The following is a 14,841-nucleotide window of genomic DNA, read 5'->3' as shown; positions in this document are numbered from 1 at the left end:
AGCGGCGGCGGCCCGGCCGCCGCGCAATGGCGCGAAGGGCAGGCCGCCCACCCTGCGCCGGCGCTGGAGACGACGGCCGGCAAGCTCGCCGGCTACGCGTTGATGGTCGACGCGGCCGCCGAGCGGCTGCGCGCGGCGCTGGCGATGCTCGTCGCCCACGGCGCGCGCGAGCCGCAGGAGGGCGCCGTGCCGCCCGCGCAGCAGGCGCTGCTCGACGAAGCGCACGCGGCGTGGATGGTGATCAACGACGTGCCCGGGGACTTCGGGGATCGCGCGGCCTACGAATCCACCGACCGCCGGTTCCGCGAGTCCATCGCGGCCATGCAGGCGGCGGGCACGTCGCCGCGGGAAGCGGCCGAGGAGGCGCGGAAGATACTCGCGGCCATGGAGATGCTGGAGCGCTCGGCTGCGGCGAGGGCGGAAGCGGCATCCGCCGGCCGGTCGCGGTGAGCGCGCCGCCAACGAGCGCCGCGCCGCCAGCGGCGTGGCAAGGCCGGCCCCAATCGGGGCCGAACCCGCCGGAAGCGGGGGGCGCTGCGGTCCGTGCGGCGGGTCGGCGTGGAGGGGGTCGCGGCATGTCGGGACCGGGCACCGGGGCTGCGCGATCGGCGATGGCGGGGATGCTGGTCGGGCTGCTGGCGGCGGCGTGCGCCCCGGGGCGGCCGGCGCCCGGCGGCGCCGGGCACGGTCCCGCCATGGCGCGAAACGAACCGAGCGGGGCCGGGAGCACGGCGCCCGTCGTGGTCGACAGCGGGTTCGGCGCCCTGCCTTGGGCAGGCGTGCTGTCAGGCGGCCCGATCGGCACGCCGGAGTTCTACGACCACACCGCGGAGGAGGCGACGGCGCGGAGCTACGGCCGCGCGACGCCGTTCGCGCCGCCCGGCTTCCCGGATGCCTTCCCGGCCTACCCGGCGCCGGGGGTCGGGTACGCGGGGCCCGCGCGTTGACGGCGGTGCCGGCCTTCCGCGTCCGGCGGGCAGGGGCGCATCGGTTCCTTACGTAGGGCCCCTGAATCCTTGCCGCCCGTGGCCACGGCCATGTCCTCTGCAACGGCGCCAGCGCCGAAACCGCAGCGGAGGAACATTTCGTGCAGCTCTCGGCCGACGCCCCAACCCGATGGCCGCAAGCCCGCGTGCCGCCGTCGCCGCCGCACCACCGCACCGCCCCGCCACCGGCGCCCCGCGCCGCGGATGGGGGCGTCCCGCCGCACGCCATCGTCCTCGACGCCCTGCAGCCCATTGGCACCGCGGCGAGGGTCCGGCGCGGACGGCAGATCTTCGCCGAAGGCGAACCCGCCGCGCACTGGTACTGGCTCGCTTCGGGGGCCGTGCAGGTGTGCAGCTTCGCGGAGGACGGCAAAAGGCACGTGGCCGAACTCGTGCTGCCCGGCGACCTGTTCGGCTTGGAGGCGTGCGCGCGGCGCGGCGCGACGGCCGAAGCGGCGCGCGACGCCGTGGTGGTCTCCTACCCGCGCGCGAGGGCCGAGGCGCTGGTGGACGCCGACCCGCGCCTCGCGCGCGCCTTCCGCGAGGTCGCCTGCGGCCGGCTGCACCACGCCCAAGCGTGCCTCTTGCGCCTCGGGCGCACGAGCGCCTTGGCCCGGGTCGCCTCCTTCCTGCTGGAGATGGGAGAGCGCTGCCGCCGTGCCGCGGACGGGGCGGTGGACGTCCCCGTCACGCGCGACGACATCGCCGATTACCTCGGCCTGACCTCCGAAACGGTGTCGCGCGCGCTGACCGAGTTGCGCCGGCGCGGCGCGATCGCCTTGCCGGCGCGGCAGAGCATCCACCTCGCCGACCGCGCGGCGATAGCATCGGCCAAGGACGCGGGGAGGTGACGGCCGGCGTCAGGCCGCCGGCTGCGGCCTGCCCGCCTCGCCTCCGCCCCGCGGCCCCTCCGGGCGCGAGCGGCGCGCCTTTCCGCCGAGCGCGTCGCGCAGGCGCTCGGCGGCGACGTACAGGACCGGAGTCGCGTAGAGGCTGAGCACCGTCGCCACCAGCAACCCGCCGATCACCACGGTGCCCATGGAGACGCGGGCGTTCGCGCCCGCGCCGCCGGCGATGGCCAACGGCACGCAGCCCAGGATGAAGGCGAAGGACGTCATCAGGATCGGGCGCATCCGCAGCCGCACCGCTTCCTGCGCGGCCGACAGGGCGTCGCGGCCCTGCTCCCGCAGCTCCTTGGCGAAGGACACGAGCAGGATGGAGTTCTTCGCCGCCAGCCCGACGAGCAGCAGCAGGCCGATCTGGCCGAAGATGTCGAGCGGCAGATCCCGGAGCGCCAGCGCCAGGACCGCGCCGAGGACCGCGAGCGGCGTGCCCAGGACGATCACGAACGGCAGGCCCAGGCTCTCGTACTGGGCCGCCAGCACGAGGAACACCATGAGGACCCCGAAGGCGAAGATCAGGGGCGCGTAGCCGCCCGCGATCTTCTCCTGGTAGGCGACCTCCGTCCACTCGACGGCGTAGTCGCGCGGGAGCTTGCGGGCCGCGAGCCGCTCGATGGCGGCGATGGCCGCGCCGGAGCTGACGCCCTCCGCCGTGTCCACCGCCACCTCGATGGCCGGGTAGGTGTTGTAGGAGAGCACGGCGGTGGGCCCGGTGACGAACCGCGGCGTCACGAGCGAGCCGATCAGCACCGGCTCTCCCCGCGCGTTCGGGACGGTGAGGTTCGCGATGTCGTCCAACGTGCGCCGCGCCGAAGCCTCGCCTTGGACGTAGACCTGGTACACAAAGCCGAACTGGTTGAAGAGGTTCACGAAAGACGAGCCGATGTAGGTGCCCAGCGCGTCGAAGAGCGTTTCCAGCTTGACACCGAGTTGCTCGGCCTTCGCCCGGTCTATGTCGAGCCGGATCTGGGGCACGCCGTGGCTCGTGGTCGGCAGGGCGCGGCCGACTTCGGGCAGGGCGACCATCTCCTCGATGAACGCGTCGGCGGCCTTGGCGAGCTGGAGGCCGCCCCGGCCGCTGCGGTCCTGGATCTCCAGCGTCAGGCCGCCGCGGGAACCGAGCCCCGGCAAGGGCGAAGGATTGATGATGCGGACCTGCCCGTCGGGGTCGTTCTTGAACTCCGCGTTGACCTCCGCGATCAGCTCATCGACGGTCCTGTCGCGTTCGCCCCACGGCTTCAGCGTGGGGATCTGGAAGCCGTAGAAGGAAGCGGTGGCGTCGGAAAGGATGCCCCGCCCGGCGACCCCGATCGCGTCGCTGACCTCCGGCTTGGCCAGGAGCGACTCCCCCAAGCGCTCCACCATCGCGCGGGTGCGTTCCACCGAGGCGCCTTTCGGCAGGGCGACGTCGGCGAAGAAGTAGCCCTGGTCCTCCTGCGGCACGAAGGCGGTCGGGCGCTGCGTGACGAGCCATGCGGTGGCGCCGGCGAGGGCGAGGAACAGCGCCCCGGCGATCGGCAGGCGGCGCGACAGCCCGCCTACCGCGCCCACGACGCCGTCGGTCCCGCGGCGGAGGCCGCTGTTGAACCAGCGCAGCGGCGCCCGCCAGGACCCGCTCTGCCCCGCGTGGCCCGGGCGCAGGATCAAGGCGCAGAGCGCAGGGGTCAGTGTGAGCGAAACGATGGCCGAGATGATGAAAGAGATGGCGATGGTCAGGGCGAACTGGTTGTAGAGCTGCCCGGTGACGCCCGGGATGAAGGCCACCGGGACGAAGAGGGCCGCGAGCACGAGCGTCGTCGCGATGACCGGCCCCGCCACCTCCTCGACCGCCTCCTTCGCGGCCTCCCTGGGCGACCGCCCTTCGCCGAGCAGGCGTTCCGTGTTCTCGACCACGATGATGGCGTCGTCCACGACGAGCCCGACCGCGAGCACGAGCCCGAGCAGGCTGAGCGTGTTGAAGGAGAAGCCGAACAGCGCCATCGGCCCGAAGGCGCCGACCAGGGCCACCGGCACGGCGATGGACGGGATGAGCGTGGCGCGCCAGTTCTGCAAGAAGAGGTAGGTGACGGCCACCACCAGGAGGATGGCCTCGAAGAGCGTCTTGACGACCTCTTTGATGGATTCCCGCACGAACTCCGTCCGGTCCAGCGCTATCTCGTACTTCAGGCCCGGCGGGAAGCGCTTAGCGAGATCCGCCATGGTGGCGTGGACGCCTTGCATCACCTCCACCGCGTTGGCGTCCGGGTTTTGGTAAAGCCCGATGGAGGCCGCGGATTGGTTGTTGTAGGTCGAGCGGACGCCGTACTGCTCGGAGCCGAGCTCCACGCGGCCCACGTCGCCGACCCGCACCACCGAACCGTCCGGATTGGCGCGCAGGATGATGTTCTCGAACTCCTCCGCGTCCTGGAGCCGGCCCTTGGTCACGAGCCGCAGCTCGAACGCCGGGGCGTCGCGCATCGGCTCCCTGCCGAGCGAGCCGGTCGTGACCTGCGCGTTCTGCTCCCGCACCGCCTCGACCACCGTCGAAGGCCCGATGTTCAGGGACTCCATGCGCGCGGGGTCCAGCCAGACCCGCATCGCGTAGCGCATGTTGCTGAAGTTCACGATGCGGCCCATGCCGGGCACACGGCGCAGGGGCTTGATGACCTGCGTTTCGGCCCAATTCGACAGGAACAGTTCGTCGTACCCGGCGCCGTCCTCGCTGTAGAGCACGATGTTGCCGAGCCGCTGGCGGGAGCTCTTCAGGATCTCCAGCCCTTGGCTCCGCACGGCTTCGGGCAGCCGCGGCTCGGCCCGGCTCGCCCGCGTGAGGACGTCGGCGGCGGCGGCGTTGAGGTCCGAGCCGACCGCGAAAGTCGCGTCGATGCTGACGCTGCCGTTCGAACTGCTGGTCGAGTTGATGTAGATGAGGTTCTGCGCGCCGTTGATCTCCTGCTCGAGCGGGATGGCGACCGCGGCGTGGGCCTGTTCGGCGCTCGCGCCCGGGTAGGTGGCCTGGATGTTGATGACGGGCGGCGCGATCTCGGGGAACTGCGCGATAGGCAGCGTGACGCCCGCCACGGCGCCCACGACCGTTATGACAACGGAGATGACGCCCGCTAGGATCGGGCGGTCGACGAAAAAGGCGAACATCGCTTCCCTGGCTCCCTGGGCGCGGCCGAGCGTGGCGCTTGCGGGCAGAGGCCGGGCAACGTTCCGCCTCTTGGCGAGTTGCAGCGTCGCCGGGCGGGCTGCCGTCCGGCGCGCGGGCAAGTTGGGAGAAACGGCGTGCGGTCTCAGGTTCGGCTCGGGTTGGCGGCGTTGGCGATCCTGGCCCTCGCCGCCGGCGGCTGGCGGTTGTGGGCGGCGTCCGACGGCAGCGCCGGGCGCCGGGACGACGTGGCGAAGGCGAGGAACGGCCCCGAGTTCGAGGTCAACGTCGCAACCGCGGAACGGACGACCGTTCCGGTGGCCTTCGAGTACACGGGCGTGGTCGTCTCCCCGAAGGACGCGGCCTTGCGGCCCCGGGTCACGGGCACCGTGGTGGAGCGGCCGTTCGAGCCGGGGGCCTTCGTGGAGGAAGGCCAAGTCCTGTTCCGCATCGACCCGCGGCCCTTCGAGGTGGCCTTGCGGGCGGCGCTGGCGCAGCGCGAGCAGGCGAAGGCGCAGCTCTCCTTCGCCGAGGTCGAAGTCGCGCGGATCGCGCCGCTGGAGGACGAAGGCTTCGCCAGCCAGCAACGCCTCCAGCAGCTCCAAAGCAACCGTGCGGTCGCGGCCGGCCGCTTGCAGGAAGCCGAGGCGGAAGTGGCGCGCCAGCAGCTCAACCTGGACTACGCCGTGGTGCGCGCGCCTTTCGCCGGGCGCGCCGGCCTTTCCGACGTGAACGTCGGCGACCTCGTCACCGCCAACCAGACCGAGTTGGTGAGCGTCGTCCAGATGGACCCGATCGAGGTGCAGGTCGCCCTGTCCGCCGAAGCCTCCGCCGCCGTGCAGGAGGCGATGGCGGACGCCGACCCGCGGCTCACGGTCCTTTCCGACGGAGCCCGCCCGGACCGCGAAGCGCGCATCCACAAGCTGGACAACCGCTTCAACACCAACACCGCGCGGCGCTTGGTGCGGGCTTGGCTGCCGAACGGGGACGGCCGGTACCTCCCGGGCGAGTTCGTCCGGACGAGGGTCCAGGTCGGGACGAAGGAGCGCGTGCTGGTGCCCACCGTCGCGCTCACGTCGCAGCTCGACCAACGCATCGTTTACGCCGTCGACGGGGGCGGCAGGATCCGAATGGCTCCGGTCGAAACCGGCGACGACCACGGCGACATGACGGCCGTCCTGAGCGGCCTCCGCGCGGGATCGCTCGTGGCGACCGACCACTTGCAGGACCTCCGGCACGGCCAACAGGTCCGTGTCCGGCAAGGCGGGAGCGAACGGCCCGGCGCGCCTGCCGCTGGGGCGGCGGTGGAGGGCGTGGGCGTCGAACGGCGCTGAAGCGCCTCCGCGATGAGACGGGGCGGGCGGCAAGGGCGCCGGCCGGCGCATCCAGGGGCGGCGGTGGTCGGACCGGCGGGATTTGAACCCACGACCCCTTGTCCCCCAGACAAGTGCGCTACCAGGCTGCGCTACGGTCCGCCGCGCCGGGTGGTAGCACCCCGGGCGGGAGCCGCAAAGGGCGGATCGCCGCCTCAGCCTTTGCGGTTGAGGAAGGCGGCGAAGATCGCCTGCGCCTCCGCGCTCCGCAGCCGCTCGGCGAAGGCGGCGCGCTCGCGGTCCATGGCCTCCTTCAAGGCCGCGGCCTGGGGCTCCCGCAGGAGCCGCTTGGTGGCGGCGACCGCGCCGGGGGGCAGGGCGGCGAGTTGCGCCGCCATGGCCGCGGCGGCCGCGTCCACCTCCGCGTCGTCCACGGCGCGCGTGACCAGGCCCTCGCGGGCCGCCGTTTCGCCGTCCACCGCGTCGCCGCTCATCAGCATCCACTGCGCGCGCGCCTGCCCGATGCGCGCGGCCAGCGCGACGCTCGACCCCGCCTCGGGCACGAGGCCGAGGCGGGCGAAGGGCATCTGCAAGCGCGCGTTCCGCGCCGCCACCGACGCGTCGCAGTGCAGCAGCATGGTGGTGCCGATGCCGATGGCGACGCCGCGCACCGCGGCCACGACCGGCTTCGGGAAGCGGATCAGGACCTCCAGGAAGTCGAGCGCGGCGCTCGTCCGCCCGACCCCCTCGCCCGCGCCGCCGTCCGCCGCGAAATCGGCGATGTCGTTGCCGGCGGTGAAATCCTCGCCCCCGGCCAGCAGCACCGCCCGGACCGCGCCGTCCTCCACCGCCGCGTGCAGGCCGTCGGACAGGGCGCCGTACATCTCGCGCGACAAGGCGTTCTTCTTCTCCGGCCGGTTGAGGCGGAGCGTCAGGACGCCCCCCTCGCCCACGGCGCTGACCACGGTGTTCGGCATCGCCCGGTTCTCCCCGCTCAGAAGGCCGCCGCGAAGGGCAGCACCCGCACGATGTCGCCCGGCGCGACCTCCGTCATCTCCTCCGCCAATTCCGCGAACGCATCGCTTTCCGTCAAGGAGGTCAGGAGTCCCGCCCCTTCCCGGCCGAACTTCGCCGCCTCCGGCAGCGGCGAGCCGGGCCCGAGCCGCACCCGGACGTACTCACGCCGGCCGGCCTTCTTCCGGTAGGAGAACACGGCGCGGGCGGCGAAGCGCGGCGGCGCCTCCGGCGCCGCGCCGGCCAAGCGCAGCACGAGCGGCCGCGCCAGGTGCAGGAACGTCACCACCGCCGCGACAGGGTTGCCGGGCAGGCCCACCACCGGCACGCCGCCCACCACGCCCATCGCCGCCGGCCTGCCGGGCTTTATGGCGAGGCGCCAGAAGACCAGCCGGCCGGCCCCTTCGATCGCGGCGCGGACATGGTCCTCCTCGCCGGTGGAGACGCCGCCCGAGGTCAGCAGCACGTCCTGCGCGCCCGCCGCGCACCGCAGCGCCGCCGCCACCGCCTCCGGCCGGTCGGGAAGGATGCCGAGATCCGTCGCCTCCACCGGCAAGCCGGCCAGCATGGCAAGCAGGGTGAAGCGGTTGCTGTCGTAGGTCTGCGCCGCGCGGAGCGGCTCGCCCGGCGGCGCCAACTCGTCCCCCGTGGAGAACACGCCGACGCGCACGCGCCGCCGCACGGGCAAGGCGGCGAGGCCGAGCGCCGCGGCCAAGCCGATCTCCGGCGCGCGGAGCCGGCGCCCGGCGGGCAGCGCGACGGCCCCGGCCGGCACGTCCTCCCCCGCCGGCCGGGCGTTGGCGCCGGGCTTGAGGCCGGTGGGCACCAGCACGGCGCCGGCTTCGAGCCGGGCGTCCTCCTGCATCAGCACCGTGTCCGCGCCGGGCGGCATGGGCGCGCCGGTGAAGACCCGCACCGCGGTCGCCGGCGCCATGTCGCCGCCACCGGCCGGTTGGCCGGCGGCGACGCGGCCGGCGATGACGAGCCGGGTTTCCCCGCCCGCGCCGAGGTCGGCGTGGCGGAAGGCGTAGCCGTCCACGGCGGCGTTGAAGAAGGGCGGCAAGGGCAGCGGCGCGAGGAGGTCGCGCGCCAGCACGCGGCCGAGCGCGGCGGCGAGCGGCGCCGTCTCCTCGTGGGGGAGCGGCGACACGCGCTCGGCGATCAGCGCCTCCGCGGCCTCCACGGAGAGCAAGGCGCCGCCGAAGGCGAAGCAGTCGTCGGAGAGTTGCGCCACCGGCCGCTCAGCCCCCCACCAGCGCCTCGACGTCCACCGCGCACCGCAGCGCCAGTTCGGCGACGCCGGCGATGTCGTCCAGCGCGACGGAAGGCAGGCCGCAACCGGGCGGCGGCGGCGCGTCGGCCGCCACGGCCCGGATCGCGGGGTCGTCCGGGTGGAGCCAGGGCTTGCCGTTGGCCGCGCGGTGGACCTCGATCTTGGGGTGGCGGTCGCGCTTGAAGCCCTCGACGACGACGAGGTCCACCGGCGACAAGCGGGACAGCAGGAAGCCGAGCCCGGGCTCCGGCGCCCCGCGCAGCTCCGTCATCAGCGCCCAGCGGCGCACGGAGCCCACCAGCACCTGCTCCGCGCCGGCCTCCCGGTGCAGCCACGAGTCCTTGCCGGGCCGGTCCACGTCGAACTCGTGGTGCGCGTGCTTCACCGTAGAAACGCCGATCCCCCGCTCGCGCAAGCAGGGGATCAGCTTCGTCAACAAGGTCGTCTTGCCGGCCCCGCTCCAGCCGGCGAGGCCGATCACGCGCACGGCGCGGAGGCCGCGGTCAATCCGCGCCGGCGACGCGGGCGCCCGGCGGCGGCCGCGGGGCGGCCACGGTCTCGCGCGCCTTGGCCGCCTCCTCTTCGAGCCAGAGGCTGTGGTGCTCCTTGGCCCAGTTGTAGTCCACCCGGCCGGTGCTCATGCCCTCGAAGGCGCCCTCCATGCCGATGGAGCCGATGTAGATGTGGCCGAGGATGGCGGCGATCATGACCATGGCCAGCAGGCCGTGCACGACGTGCGCCCACTGCGTCCCGATGACTCCGGTGACGGTCATCGGGAACATCAGCAGGTAGCCCGAGACCGCCACCAGCACGCCGCCGCCCATGGTGAAGAAGTAGAGCGCCTTCTGCGCCGCGTTGAACTTGCCCGCCGGCGGGTGGCCCTTGGCGATCGGGCCGCCGGCCTTGATCCAGGCCACGTCCACCTTGCGCGGCAGGTTGTCGCGCAGCCAGACCGCCAGCATGACGACGAGGCCGAGCACGAAGGGGAAGGACAGGTACTGGTGCACCGCCTGCCCCCAGTAGGTGAGGGCCGTGAAGGCCTCCGGGCCGATGAGGGGCCGCAGCACCGAGGCGCCGTAGGTGATGTTGAGCCCGGACAAGCCGAGCAGAACGAAGCTGACCGCGACCATCCAGTGGTTGACGCGCTCGATCGCCGTGAAGCGCTGTATCGTGCGGCCGGACCGCCCGGCCTCGATCCTCTTCGGGCCGGAAACCAGGTAGACGGCCGCGAGCACCGCGATCATGCCGAGCACGGCGGCGGCGCCGATCCAGAACAGCCACGTGTTGCGGAACTCCCGCCAGTCGCGCCCGTCCGGCTGGACGAGGACGCCAGCGGCCTGGTTCGGGATCGAGACCTGCCCCTCGATGACGCCGCCCCGGAGGATGCGCTGCAACTCCATCTCGTCGCCCGAGGTGGTGCCGCGGGCCGTCGCCGGTGGCGGGGCCGTGATGGGCGCGGCCGGCGTGGGGACGGCTTGCTGCGGGATCGGCGCCGGCCTCTCCCCGCCCGTGGGCGCCTGCTTCTCGGTCGACTCCGGCACCTGCTGGTTCATGCCGCCGCGCCCGTCGCCCACCTCGGGCACCACGGACTGCACCTCGGGCGAACCGCCCGCCGGCCCCTGCGTGCCTTGCCCCTGCGTGTTCTGCTGCTGTTGCGCGGCGGCGGGCGCGGCCGCCAAGGCGAGGGCGAGGAACGCCGCCCCGGCGCGGAGCGCGAGGGGGGCGCGGGTCATATGGTCACCGTCTCCTTGTAGGCGGTGCGCCAGCCCCAGGCGCCGGAGCCGAAGCCGCGGCGCTGCACGCGCTCTTTGTAGATGGAGGCGATGATCTCGCCGTCGCCGGCCAGCAGCGCCTTCGTCGAGCACATCTCGGCGCAGAGCGGCAGCTTGCCTTCCGCGATGCGGTTGGAGCCGTACTGGAGGTACTCGGCCTGGCTGTTGTCCTGCTGCGGGCCGCCGGCGCAGTAGGTGCACTTGTCCATCTTGCCGCGCCCGCCGAAGTTGCCGACGCGGGGGTATTGCGGCGCGCCGAACGGGCAGGCGTAGAAGCAGTAGCCGCAGCCGATGCACAGGTCCTTGTCGTGCAGCACGAGCGCGTCCGCGGTCGTGTAGAAGCACGACACCGGGCACACGGCCGCGCAGGGCGCGTCCGTGCAGTGCATGCAGGCCATGGAGATCGAGCGCTCGCCGGGCTTGCCGTCGTTGATGGTGACGACGCGGCGGCGGTTGATGCCCCAGGGCACCTCGTGCTCGTTCTTGCAGGCGGTGACGCAGGCGTTGCACTCGATGCAGCGGTCGGCGTCGCAGAGGAACTTCAAGCGGGCCATCGGTTCGCGCCTCCTACGCCGCGCGGATCTGGCAAAGGGTGCACTTGGTCTCTTGCATCATGGTCACCGGGTCGTAGCCGTAGGTGGTCACGGTGTTGACGCTTTCGCCGAGCACGATCGGGTCGGTGCCCGCCGGGTAGTAGCGCCGGCGGTCCTCGCCCTGGAACCAGCCCCCGAAGTGGAAGGGCATGAAGGCGACGCCCTTGCCGACGCGCTCCGTGACCAACGCCTTGACCCTGACCCGGGCGTTGTTCTCCGGCCCCAGCACCCAGACCATCTGGCCGTTGCGGACGCCACGCGCCTGCGCGTCGGCCGGGTTGATCTCCACGAACATCTCCTGCTGCAGCTCGGCCAGCCACGGGTTGGAGCGGGTCTCCTCGCCGCCGCCCTCGTACTCCACCAACCGGCCGGAGGTGAGGATGATCGGGAAGTCCCGCGCCGCCTGGAACGAGCGCATCTGCACCGTCATGCCGAGGTGCGGCATCCGGTAGGCGCGCCGGTCCGGCAGGGTCGGGTAGGTGCCCGCCGGCGCCGCCATCTTGCCGCCAGACGCCTGGAGCTCCGACATCTGCGCCGCGGAGGGGAGCAGGTCGGTGCGCGGCGTGTAGATCGGCTCCCGGTGGACCGGCACCGGGTCCGGCAGGTTCCAGGCCACGGCGCGCGCCTTGCCGTTGCCGTAGGGCAGGCAGCCGTGCTCCATGGCGACGCGGATGATGCCGCACGACAGGTCCGTGGACCACGACACGCGGTCCACGTTCTGCCCGCCGATCCGCTCGATCGTCGCCTTCTCCTGCGCGGTCAGCTCGTCGTACCAGCCGAGGCGCTTCAGCACCGCCACCGTGAACTCGGGGTAGCCGTCCTGGATGGCGGAGCCCTTGCTGTAGCTGCCCTCGGACAGCAAGGTCTGGCCGTTACGCTCCACGCCGAAGCGGGCGCGGAAGGTGCCGCCGCCCTCCTTCACGTGGAGGTCGGTGTTGTAGAGGATGTGCGTGCCGGGGTGCTTCATCTCCGGCGTGCCCCAGCACGGCCAGGGCAGGCCGTAGTATTCGCCCGCGACCGGCGTGCCTTCCTTGCCCTTCAGCGTCACCAGGTCGAAGTGCTCCTGGTTGGCCATGTGCAGCCGGAGCCGCTCCGGCGACTGGCCGGAATAGCCCGTGGAGAGCATCCCGCGGTTGAACTCGCGCGTGATGTCCTCGACCACCACCGAGCCGCCGTCGCGCACCGCGATGTTTTTGAACATCGGGTCGGCGAAGCCCAGGCGCTTCGCCAGATCGTACATGACGTCGTAGTCGTTGCGGCTCTCGAAGATGGGGTCCACCACCTTCTCGCCCCATTGCAGGGAGCGGTTGGAGGCGCTGCGGCTGCCCACCGTCTCGAAGTTCGAGCAGATCGGCAGCAGGTAGGTGCCGTCCCGCCGGTTGGAGATCTGGGCGTAGGTGGTCGGGTGCGGGTCCGCCACCACCAGGAGGTCGAGCCCCTCCAGCGCCTTCACCATCTCCGGCATCCGGGTGACGGTGTTGCCGCCGTGGCCCATCACGAACAGGGCCTTGCACGTGGTGGGCTGGTCGATCTGGTCCTGGGGCAGCAGAGCGGCGTCGAACCAGCGGGTGCTGGGGATGCCGGGCGTCTCCATCAGCTTCTGGGTGGCGAAGCGGCCGCGCATCCACTCGTAGTCGGTTTCCCACACCCGGCACCAATGGCGCCACGCGGCCTCGTCCAGGCCGTAGTAGCTGGGCAGGGTGGCGATATCGAGGCCGAAGTCGGTCGCGCCCTGCACGTTGGTGTGGCCGCGGAAGATGTTCGCGCCGGTGCCGGGCTTGCCGACGTTGCCGGTGGCCAGCAGCAGGATGGAGTAGGCGCGGACGTTGGCCGTGCCCACCGTCTTCTGCGTCGCGCCCATGCACCAGATCAGCGTCGAGGGCTTCTGCGTGGCGAAGACCTGGGCGAGGCGCTTGAGCTGCGCTTCGGGCAGGCCGGTGACGCGCTCCACCTCCTGCGGGTGCCACTTCGCCACCTCGGCGCGGACCTCCTCCATACCGTAGACGCGCTGCTTGATGAATTCCTTGTCTTCCCAGCCGTTCTGGAAGATGTGCCAGAGCATCCCCCAGACGACGGGGATGTCGGTGCCGGGGCGGATGCGGAGGTGCTCCGTCGCGTGCGCCGCCGTTCGGGTGAAGCGCGGGTCGATCACGAACAGGTTCGCCCGGTTCGCGTCCCGCGCCGCCAGCACGTGCTGCATCGCGATCGGATGCGCCTCGGCCGGGTTGCCGCCCATGATGATCATGGTGCGGGTGTTGCGGATGTCGTTGTAGGAGTTGGTCTGCGCGCCGTAGCCCCAGGTGTTGGCCACGCCGGCCACGGTCGTCGAGTGGCAGATGCGCGCCTGGTGGTCCACCGTGTTGGTGCCCCAGTAGGCGCCGAACTTGCGGAACAGGTAGGACGCCTCGTTGGTGAACTTGGCGCTGCCGAGCCAGAACACCGCCTCCGGCGTGCTGCGCTCCCGGATCTCCAGCAGCTTGGCCGAGATCTCGCCCATCGCCTGGTCCCAGGACAAGCGGCGCCACTCGCCGTCCACCAGCTTGAGCGGGTGCTTCAGGCGCCGCTCGCCGTGCACGATCTCACGTACGCTGGCGCCCTTGGCGCAGTGGGTGCCGCGGTTGATCGGCGACTCGTAGGCCGGCTCCTGGCCCACCCAAACGCCGTTCTGCACCTCGGCGATGACGGAGCAGCCGACCGAGCAGTGGGTGCAGACGTTCTTGATGCGCTGCACCGGCTGGCTGTGGTCGAGGTTGTTCATCTTCTCCGCCGCCCGCGCCCTGCCCGGCGCGAGGCCGGTGCCGAGCGCGGCCAAGCCGGCGCCGCCGAGGCCCGCTTGGCGCAGGAAGCCGCGGCGGTCGAAGCCGCCGCCGGGGGAGAGGTCCTGGTACAGGGAAGCGAGGCGCTGCTTGGCGGCCTGCCCGTCCCGACGCTTGATCAACATTGCCGTGTCGCCCCGTCGTTCAGAAGCGGTTGGTGCGGTAGAAGGCCTGCACGTGCGGCGTCTCGCGGTAGCGCGGCGCCTTCCTCTCGGCCTCGTTCTCCTTGCGCGCCGTGCCCAGGGGCACGGTGTCGGAGCGCTCCGCCGCGGCGGGCGTGGCGGCCGCGGCGGCGCCCGCCGCCAAGCCGAGGCCGCGCAGGAAGCCGCGCCGTTGCGTCGCGTCGGGAGTCGTCTTGGTGCGGCTCATGGCGCTTCTCCATCCGTTGTCACGCTGCGTCAGCCCGGCATGTCCGCCGCCGCAGCCTCGATCTCCACCGCGGCCCGGCCCAGCGCCCCGACGGCGCGGTAGAAGCGGGCCGCCTCGGCCTTTTCCAGGTCGCCGAAGAAACGCGCGGCCCAGGGCCGCAGATGCCTGCCGAAAAAAATCGCCGCTTCTTCCTGTTCCCCGGCGAAGCGGCCCTCGATCAACCCGGCCAGGGTTTCGCAGAGGAAGGCGATGTGGTCCTCCGGCTCCGGAACGCCAGGGGCGCGCTCGACGCCGAGCCGGCGCAAGGCGGCGCGCAGGTCCGCCAAGGGCCGGTCCTGCAGGAAGCCGGTGAGGTACCAGGAGGCGTAGGGCATCAGCTCGCCGCGCCCCACCCCGATGAAGAGGTTGAAGTGCTCGCGCTCCAGCGCCGCCGGGTCGGTCGCCTCGGCCGCTGCGGCGAGGCCGGAGAGGGCTTGGCCGAGCCGCGTGTCGCCGCCGCCCAAGACGCGAAGCCGCGCCAGCAGCGCCGCGTCCGGCGGATCGGACAGCAACCGTCCGAGCAGCGCGAACAACGCCGCGCGCTCCCGGTCCAGTCCGTCGTCCGCGATGCCCGCCTCCACCCTGTCAACCTTCCCGCCGGCGCCGCCGGTTGTTCCCCCGGCTCGCGCTCGGC

General features: G+C 72.5%; 13 protein-coding genes and 1 tRNA gene. 4 read left to right on the top strand and 10 right to left on the bottom strand.

The window, feature by feature from the left end; all coding sequences use genetic code 11:
- The 3 genes from ABD067_RS22490 to ABD067_RS22480 all read left to right on the top strand — a co-directional run.
- A partial coding sequence (locus ABD067_RS22490; RefSeq protein ID WP_343897647.1) for a hypothetical protein occupies window positions 1-450 on the top strand: 450 nt, incomplete at its 5' end.
- 125 nt (window positions 451-575) lie between these two features.
- Entirely contained in the window at window positions 576-947 is a 372-nt protein-coding gene (locus tag ABD067_RS22485; RefSeq protein ID WP_343897646.1) for a hypothetical protein, read from the top strand.
- Between the two features lie 140 nt (window positions 948-1,087).
- Window positions 1,088-1,837: a helix-turn-helix domain-containing protein gene (locus tag ABD067_RS22480; RefSeq protein ID WP_343897645.1), complete on the top strand. Its 750-nt coding sequence runs from the start codon at window positions 1,088-1,090 to the stop codon at window positions 1,835-1,837.
- Window positions 1,838-1,846: 9 nt separating this feature from the next.
- Here ABD067_RS22480 and ABD067_RS22475 read toward each other — a convergent pair whose 3' ends face one another.
- A complete protein-coding gene (locus tag ABD067_RS22475) occupies window positions 1,847-5,020 on the bottom strand; it encodes an efflux RND transporter permease subunit (protein ID WP_343897644.1) in 3,174 nt (1,057 codons plus the stop codon).
- Window positions 5,021-5,155: 135 nt separating this feature from the next.
- On the opposite strand from ABD067_RS22475, the gene ABD067_RS22470 reads away from it, so the two are divergent.
- Complete coding sequence (locus ABD067_RS22470) at window positions 5,156-6,352, top strand: efflux RND transporter periplasmic adaptor subunit (protein WP_343897643.1); 1,197 nt, start codon at window positions 5,156-5,158, stop codon at window positions 6,350-6,352.
- Between the two features lie 64 nt (window positions 6,353-6,416).
- Here the strand turns inward: ABD067_RS22470 and ABD067_RS22465 are convergent.
- The 9 genes from ABD067_RS22465 to ABD067_RS22425 all read right to left on the bottom strand — a co-directional run bounded on the left by ABD067_RS22465 (window position 6,417) and on the right by ABD067_RS22425 (window position 14,788).
- Window positions 6,417-6,493, bottom strand: a tRNA-Pro gene (locus ABD067_RS22465).
- Window positions 6,494-6,546: 53 nt separating this feature from the next.
- On the bottom strand, window positions 6,547-7,308 hold the full coding sequence (locus ABD067_RS22460) for an enoyl-CoA hydratase-related protein (RefSeq protein ID WP_343897642.1): 762 nt from the start codon (window positions 7,306-7,308) through the stop codon (window positions 6,547-6,549).
- A gap of 17 nt (window positions 7,309-7,325) precedes the next feature.
- Window positions 7,326-8,579 (bottom strand): molybdopterin molybdotransferase MoeA, encoded by a 1,254-nt coding sequence (locus ABD067_RS22455; protein ID WP_343897641.1) that lies wholly within the window; start codon window positions 8,577-8,579, stop codon window positions 7,326-7,328.
- A gap of 7 nt (window positions 8,580-8,586) precedes the next feature.
- Complete coding sequence (gene mobB, locus ABD067_RS22450; protein ID WP_343897640.1) at window positions 8,587-9,105, bottom strand: molybdopterin-guanine dinucleotide biosynthesis protein B; 519 nt, start codon at window positions 9,103-9,105, stop codon at window positions 8,587-8,589.
- Between the two features lie 16 nt (window positions 9,106-9,121).
- Window positions 9,122-10,351: a formate dehydrogenase subunit gamma gene (locus ABD067_RS22445; RefSeq protein WP_343897639.1), complete on the bottom strand. Its 1,230-nt coding sequence runs from the start codon at window positions 10,349-10,351 to the stop codon at window positions 9,122-9,124.
- Window positions 10,348-10,944, bottom strand: a complete 597-nt coding sequence (gene fdh3B, locus ABD067_RS22440; protein WP_343897638.1) for a formate dehydrogenase FDH3 subunit beta — start codon at window positions 10,942-10,944, stop codon at window positions 10,348-10,350. The genes ABD067_RS22445 and fdh3B overlap by 4 nt, the downstream gene beginning before the upstream one ends.
- Window positions 10,945-10,957: 13 nt before the next feature.
- Window positions 10,958-13,924, bottom strand: coding sequence for a formate dehydrogenase subunit alpha (locus ABD067_RS22435; RefSeq protein ID WP_343897637.1), 2,967 nt, complete (start codon window positions 13,922-13,924; stop codon window positions 10,958-10,960).
- Window positions 13,925-13,943: 19 nt separating this feature from the next.
- Window positions 13,944-14,168 carry a twin-arginine translocation signal domain-containing protein gene (locus tag ABD067_RS22430; RefSeq protein ID WP_343897636.1) on the bottom strand — a complete coding sequence of 75 codons (225 nt, stop codon included), beginning with the start codon at window positions 14,166-14,168 and terminating at the stop codon, window positions 13,944-13,946.
- A gap of 29 nt (window positions 14,169-14,197) precedes the next feature.
- Window positions 14,198-14,788 carry a TorD/DmsD family molecular chaperone gene (locus tag ABD067_RS22425; protein ID WP_343897635.1) on the bottom strand — a complete coding sequence of 197 codons (591 nt, stop codon included), beginning with the start codon at window positions 14,786-14,788 and terminating at the stop codon, window positions 14,198-14,200.
- Window positions 14,789-14,841: the final 53 nt, after the last annotated feature.

Source organism: Craurococcus roseus (genome assembly GCF_039523795.1).
Taxonomy (GTDB): domain Bacteria; phylum Pseudomonadota; class Alphaproteobacteria; order Acetobacterales; family Acetobacteraceae; genus Craurococcus; species Craurococcus roseus.
Note: the sequence above shows the minus strand (reverse complement) of the source record. Positions and strands in the feature narration are given on the sequence as shown.

Excerpts from the sequence above, each read along its gene's own strand:
- ABD067_RS22485 (WP_343897646.1), top strand. The coding sequence starts at position 576 with ATGTCGGGACCGGGCACCGGGGCTGCGCGATCGGCGATGGCGGGGATG.
- ABD067_RS22475 (WP_343897644.1), bottom strand. The coding sequence starts at position 5,020 with ATGTTCGCCTTTTTCGTCGACCGCCCGATCCTAGCGGGCGTCATCTCC.
- ABD067_RS22460 (WP_343897642.1), bottom strand. The coding sequence starts at position 7,308 with ATGCCGAACACCGTGGTCAGCGCCGTGGGCGAGGGGGGCGTCCTGACG.
- ABD067_RS22445 (WP_343897639.1), bottom strand. The coding sequence starts at position 10,351 with ATGACCCGCGCCCCCCTCGCGCTCCGCGCCGGGGCGGCGTTCCTCGCC.
- fdh3B (WP_343897638.1), bottom strand. The coding sequence starts at position 10,944 with ATGGCCCGCTTGAAGTTCCTCTGCGACGCCGACCGCTGCATCGAGTGC.
- ABD067_RS22435 (WP_343897637.1), bottom strand. The coding sequence starts at position 13,924 with ATGTTGATCAAGCGTCGGGACGGGCAGGCCGCCAAGCAGCGCCTCGCT.
- ABD067_RS22430 (WP_343897636.1), bottom strand. The coding sequence starts at position 14,168 with ATGAGCCGCACCAAGACGACTCCCGACGCGACGCAACGGCGCGGCTTC.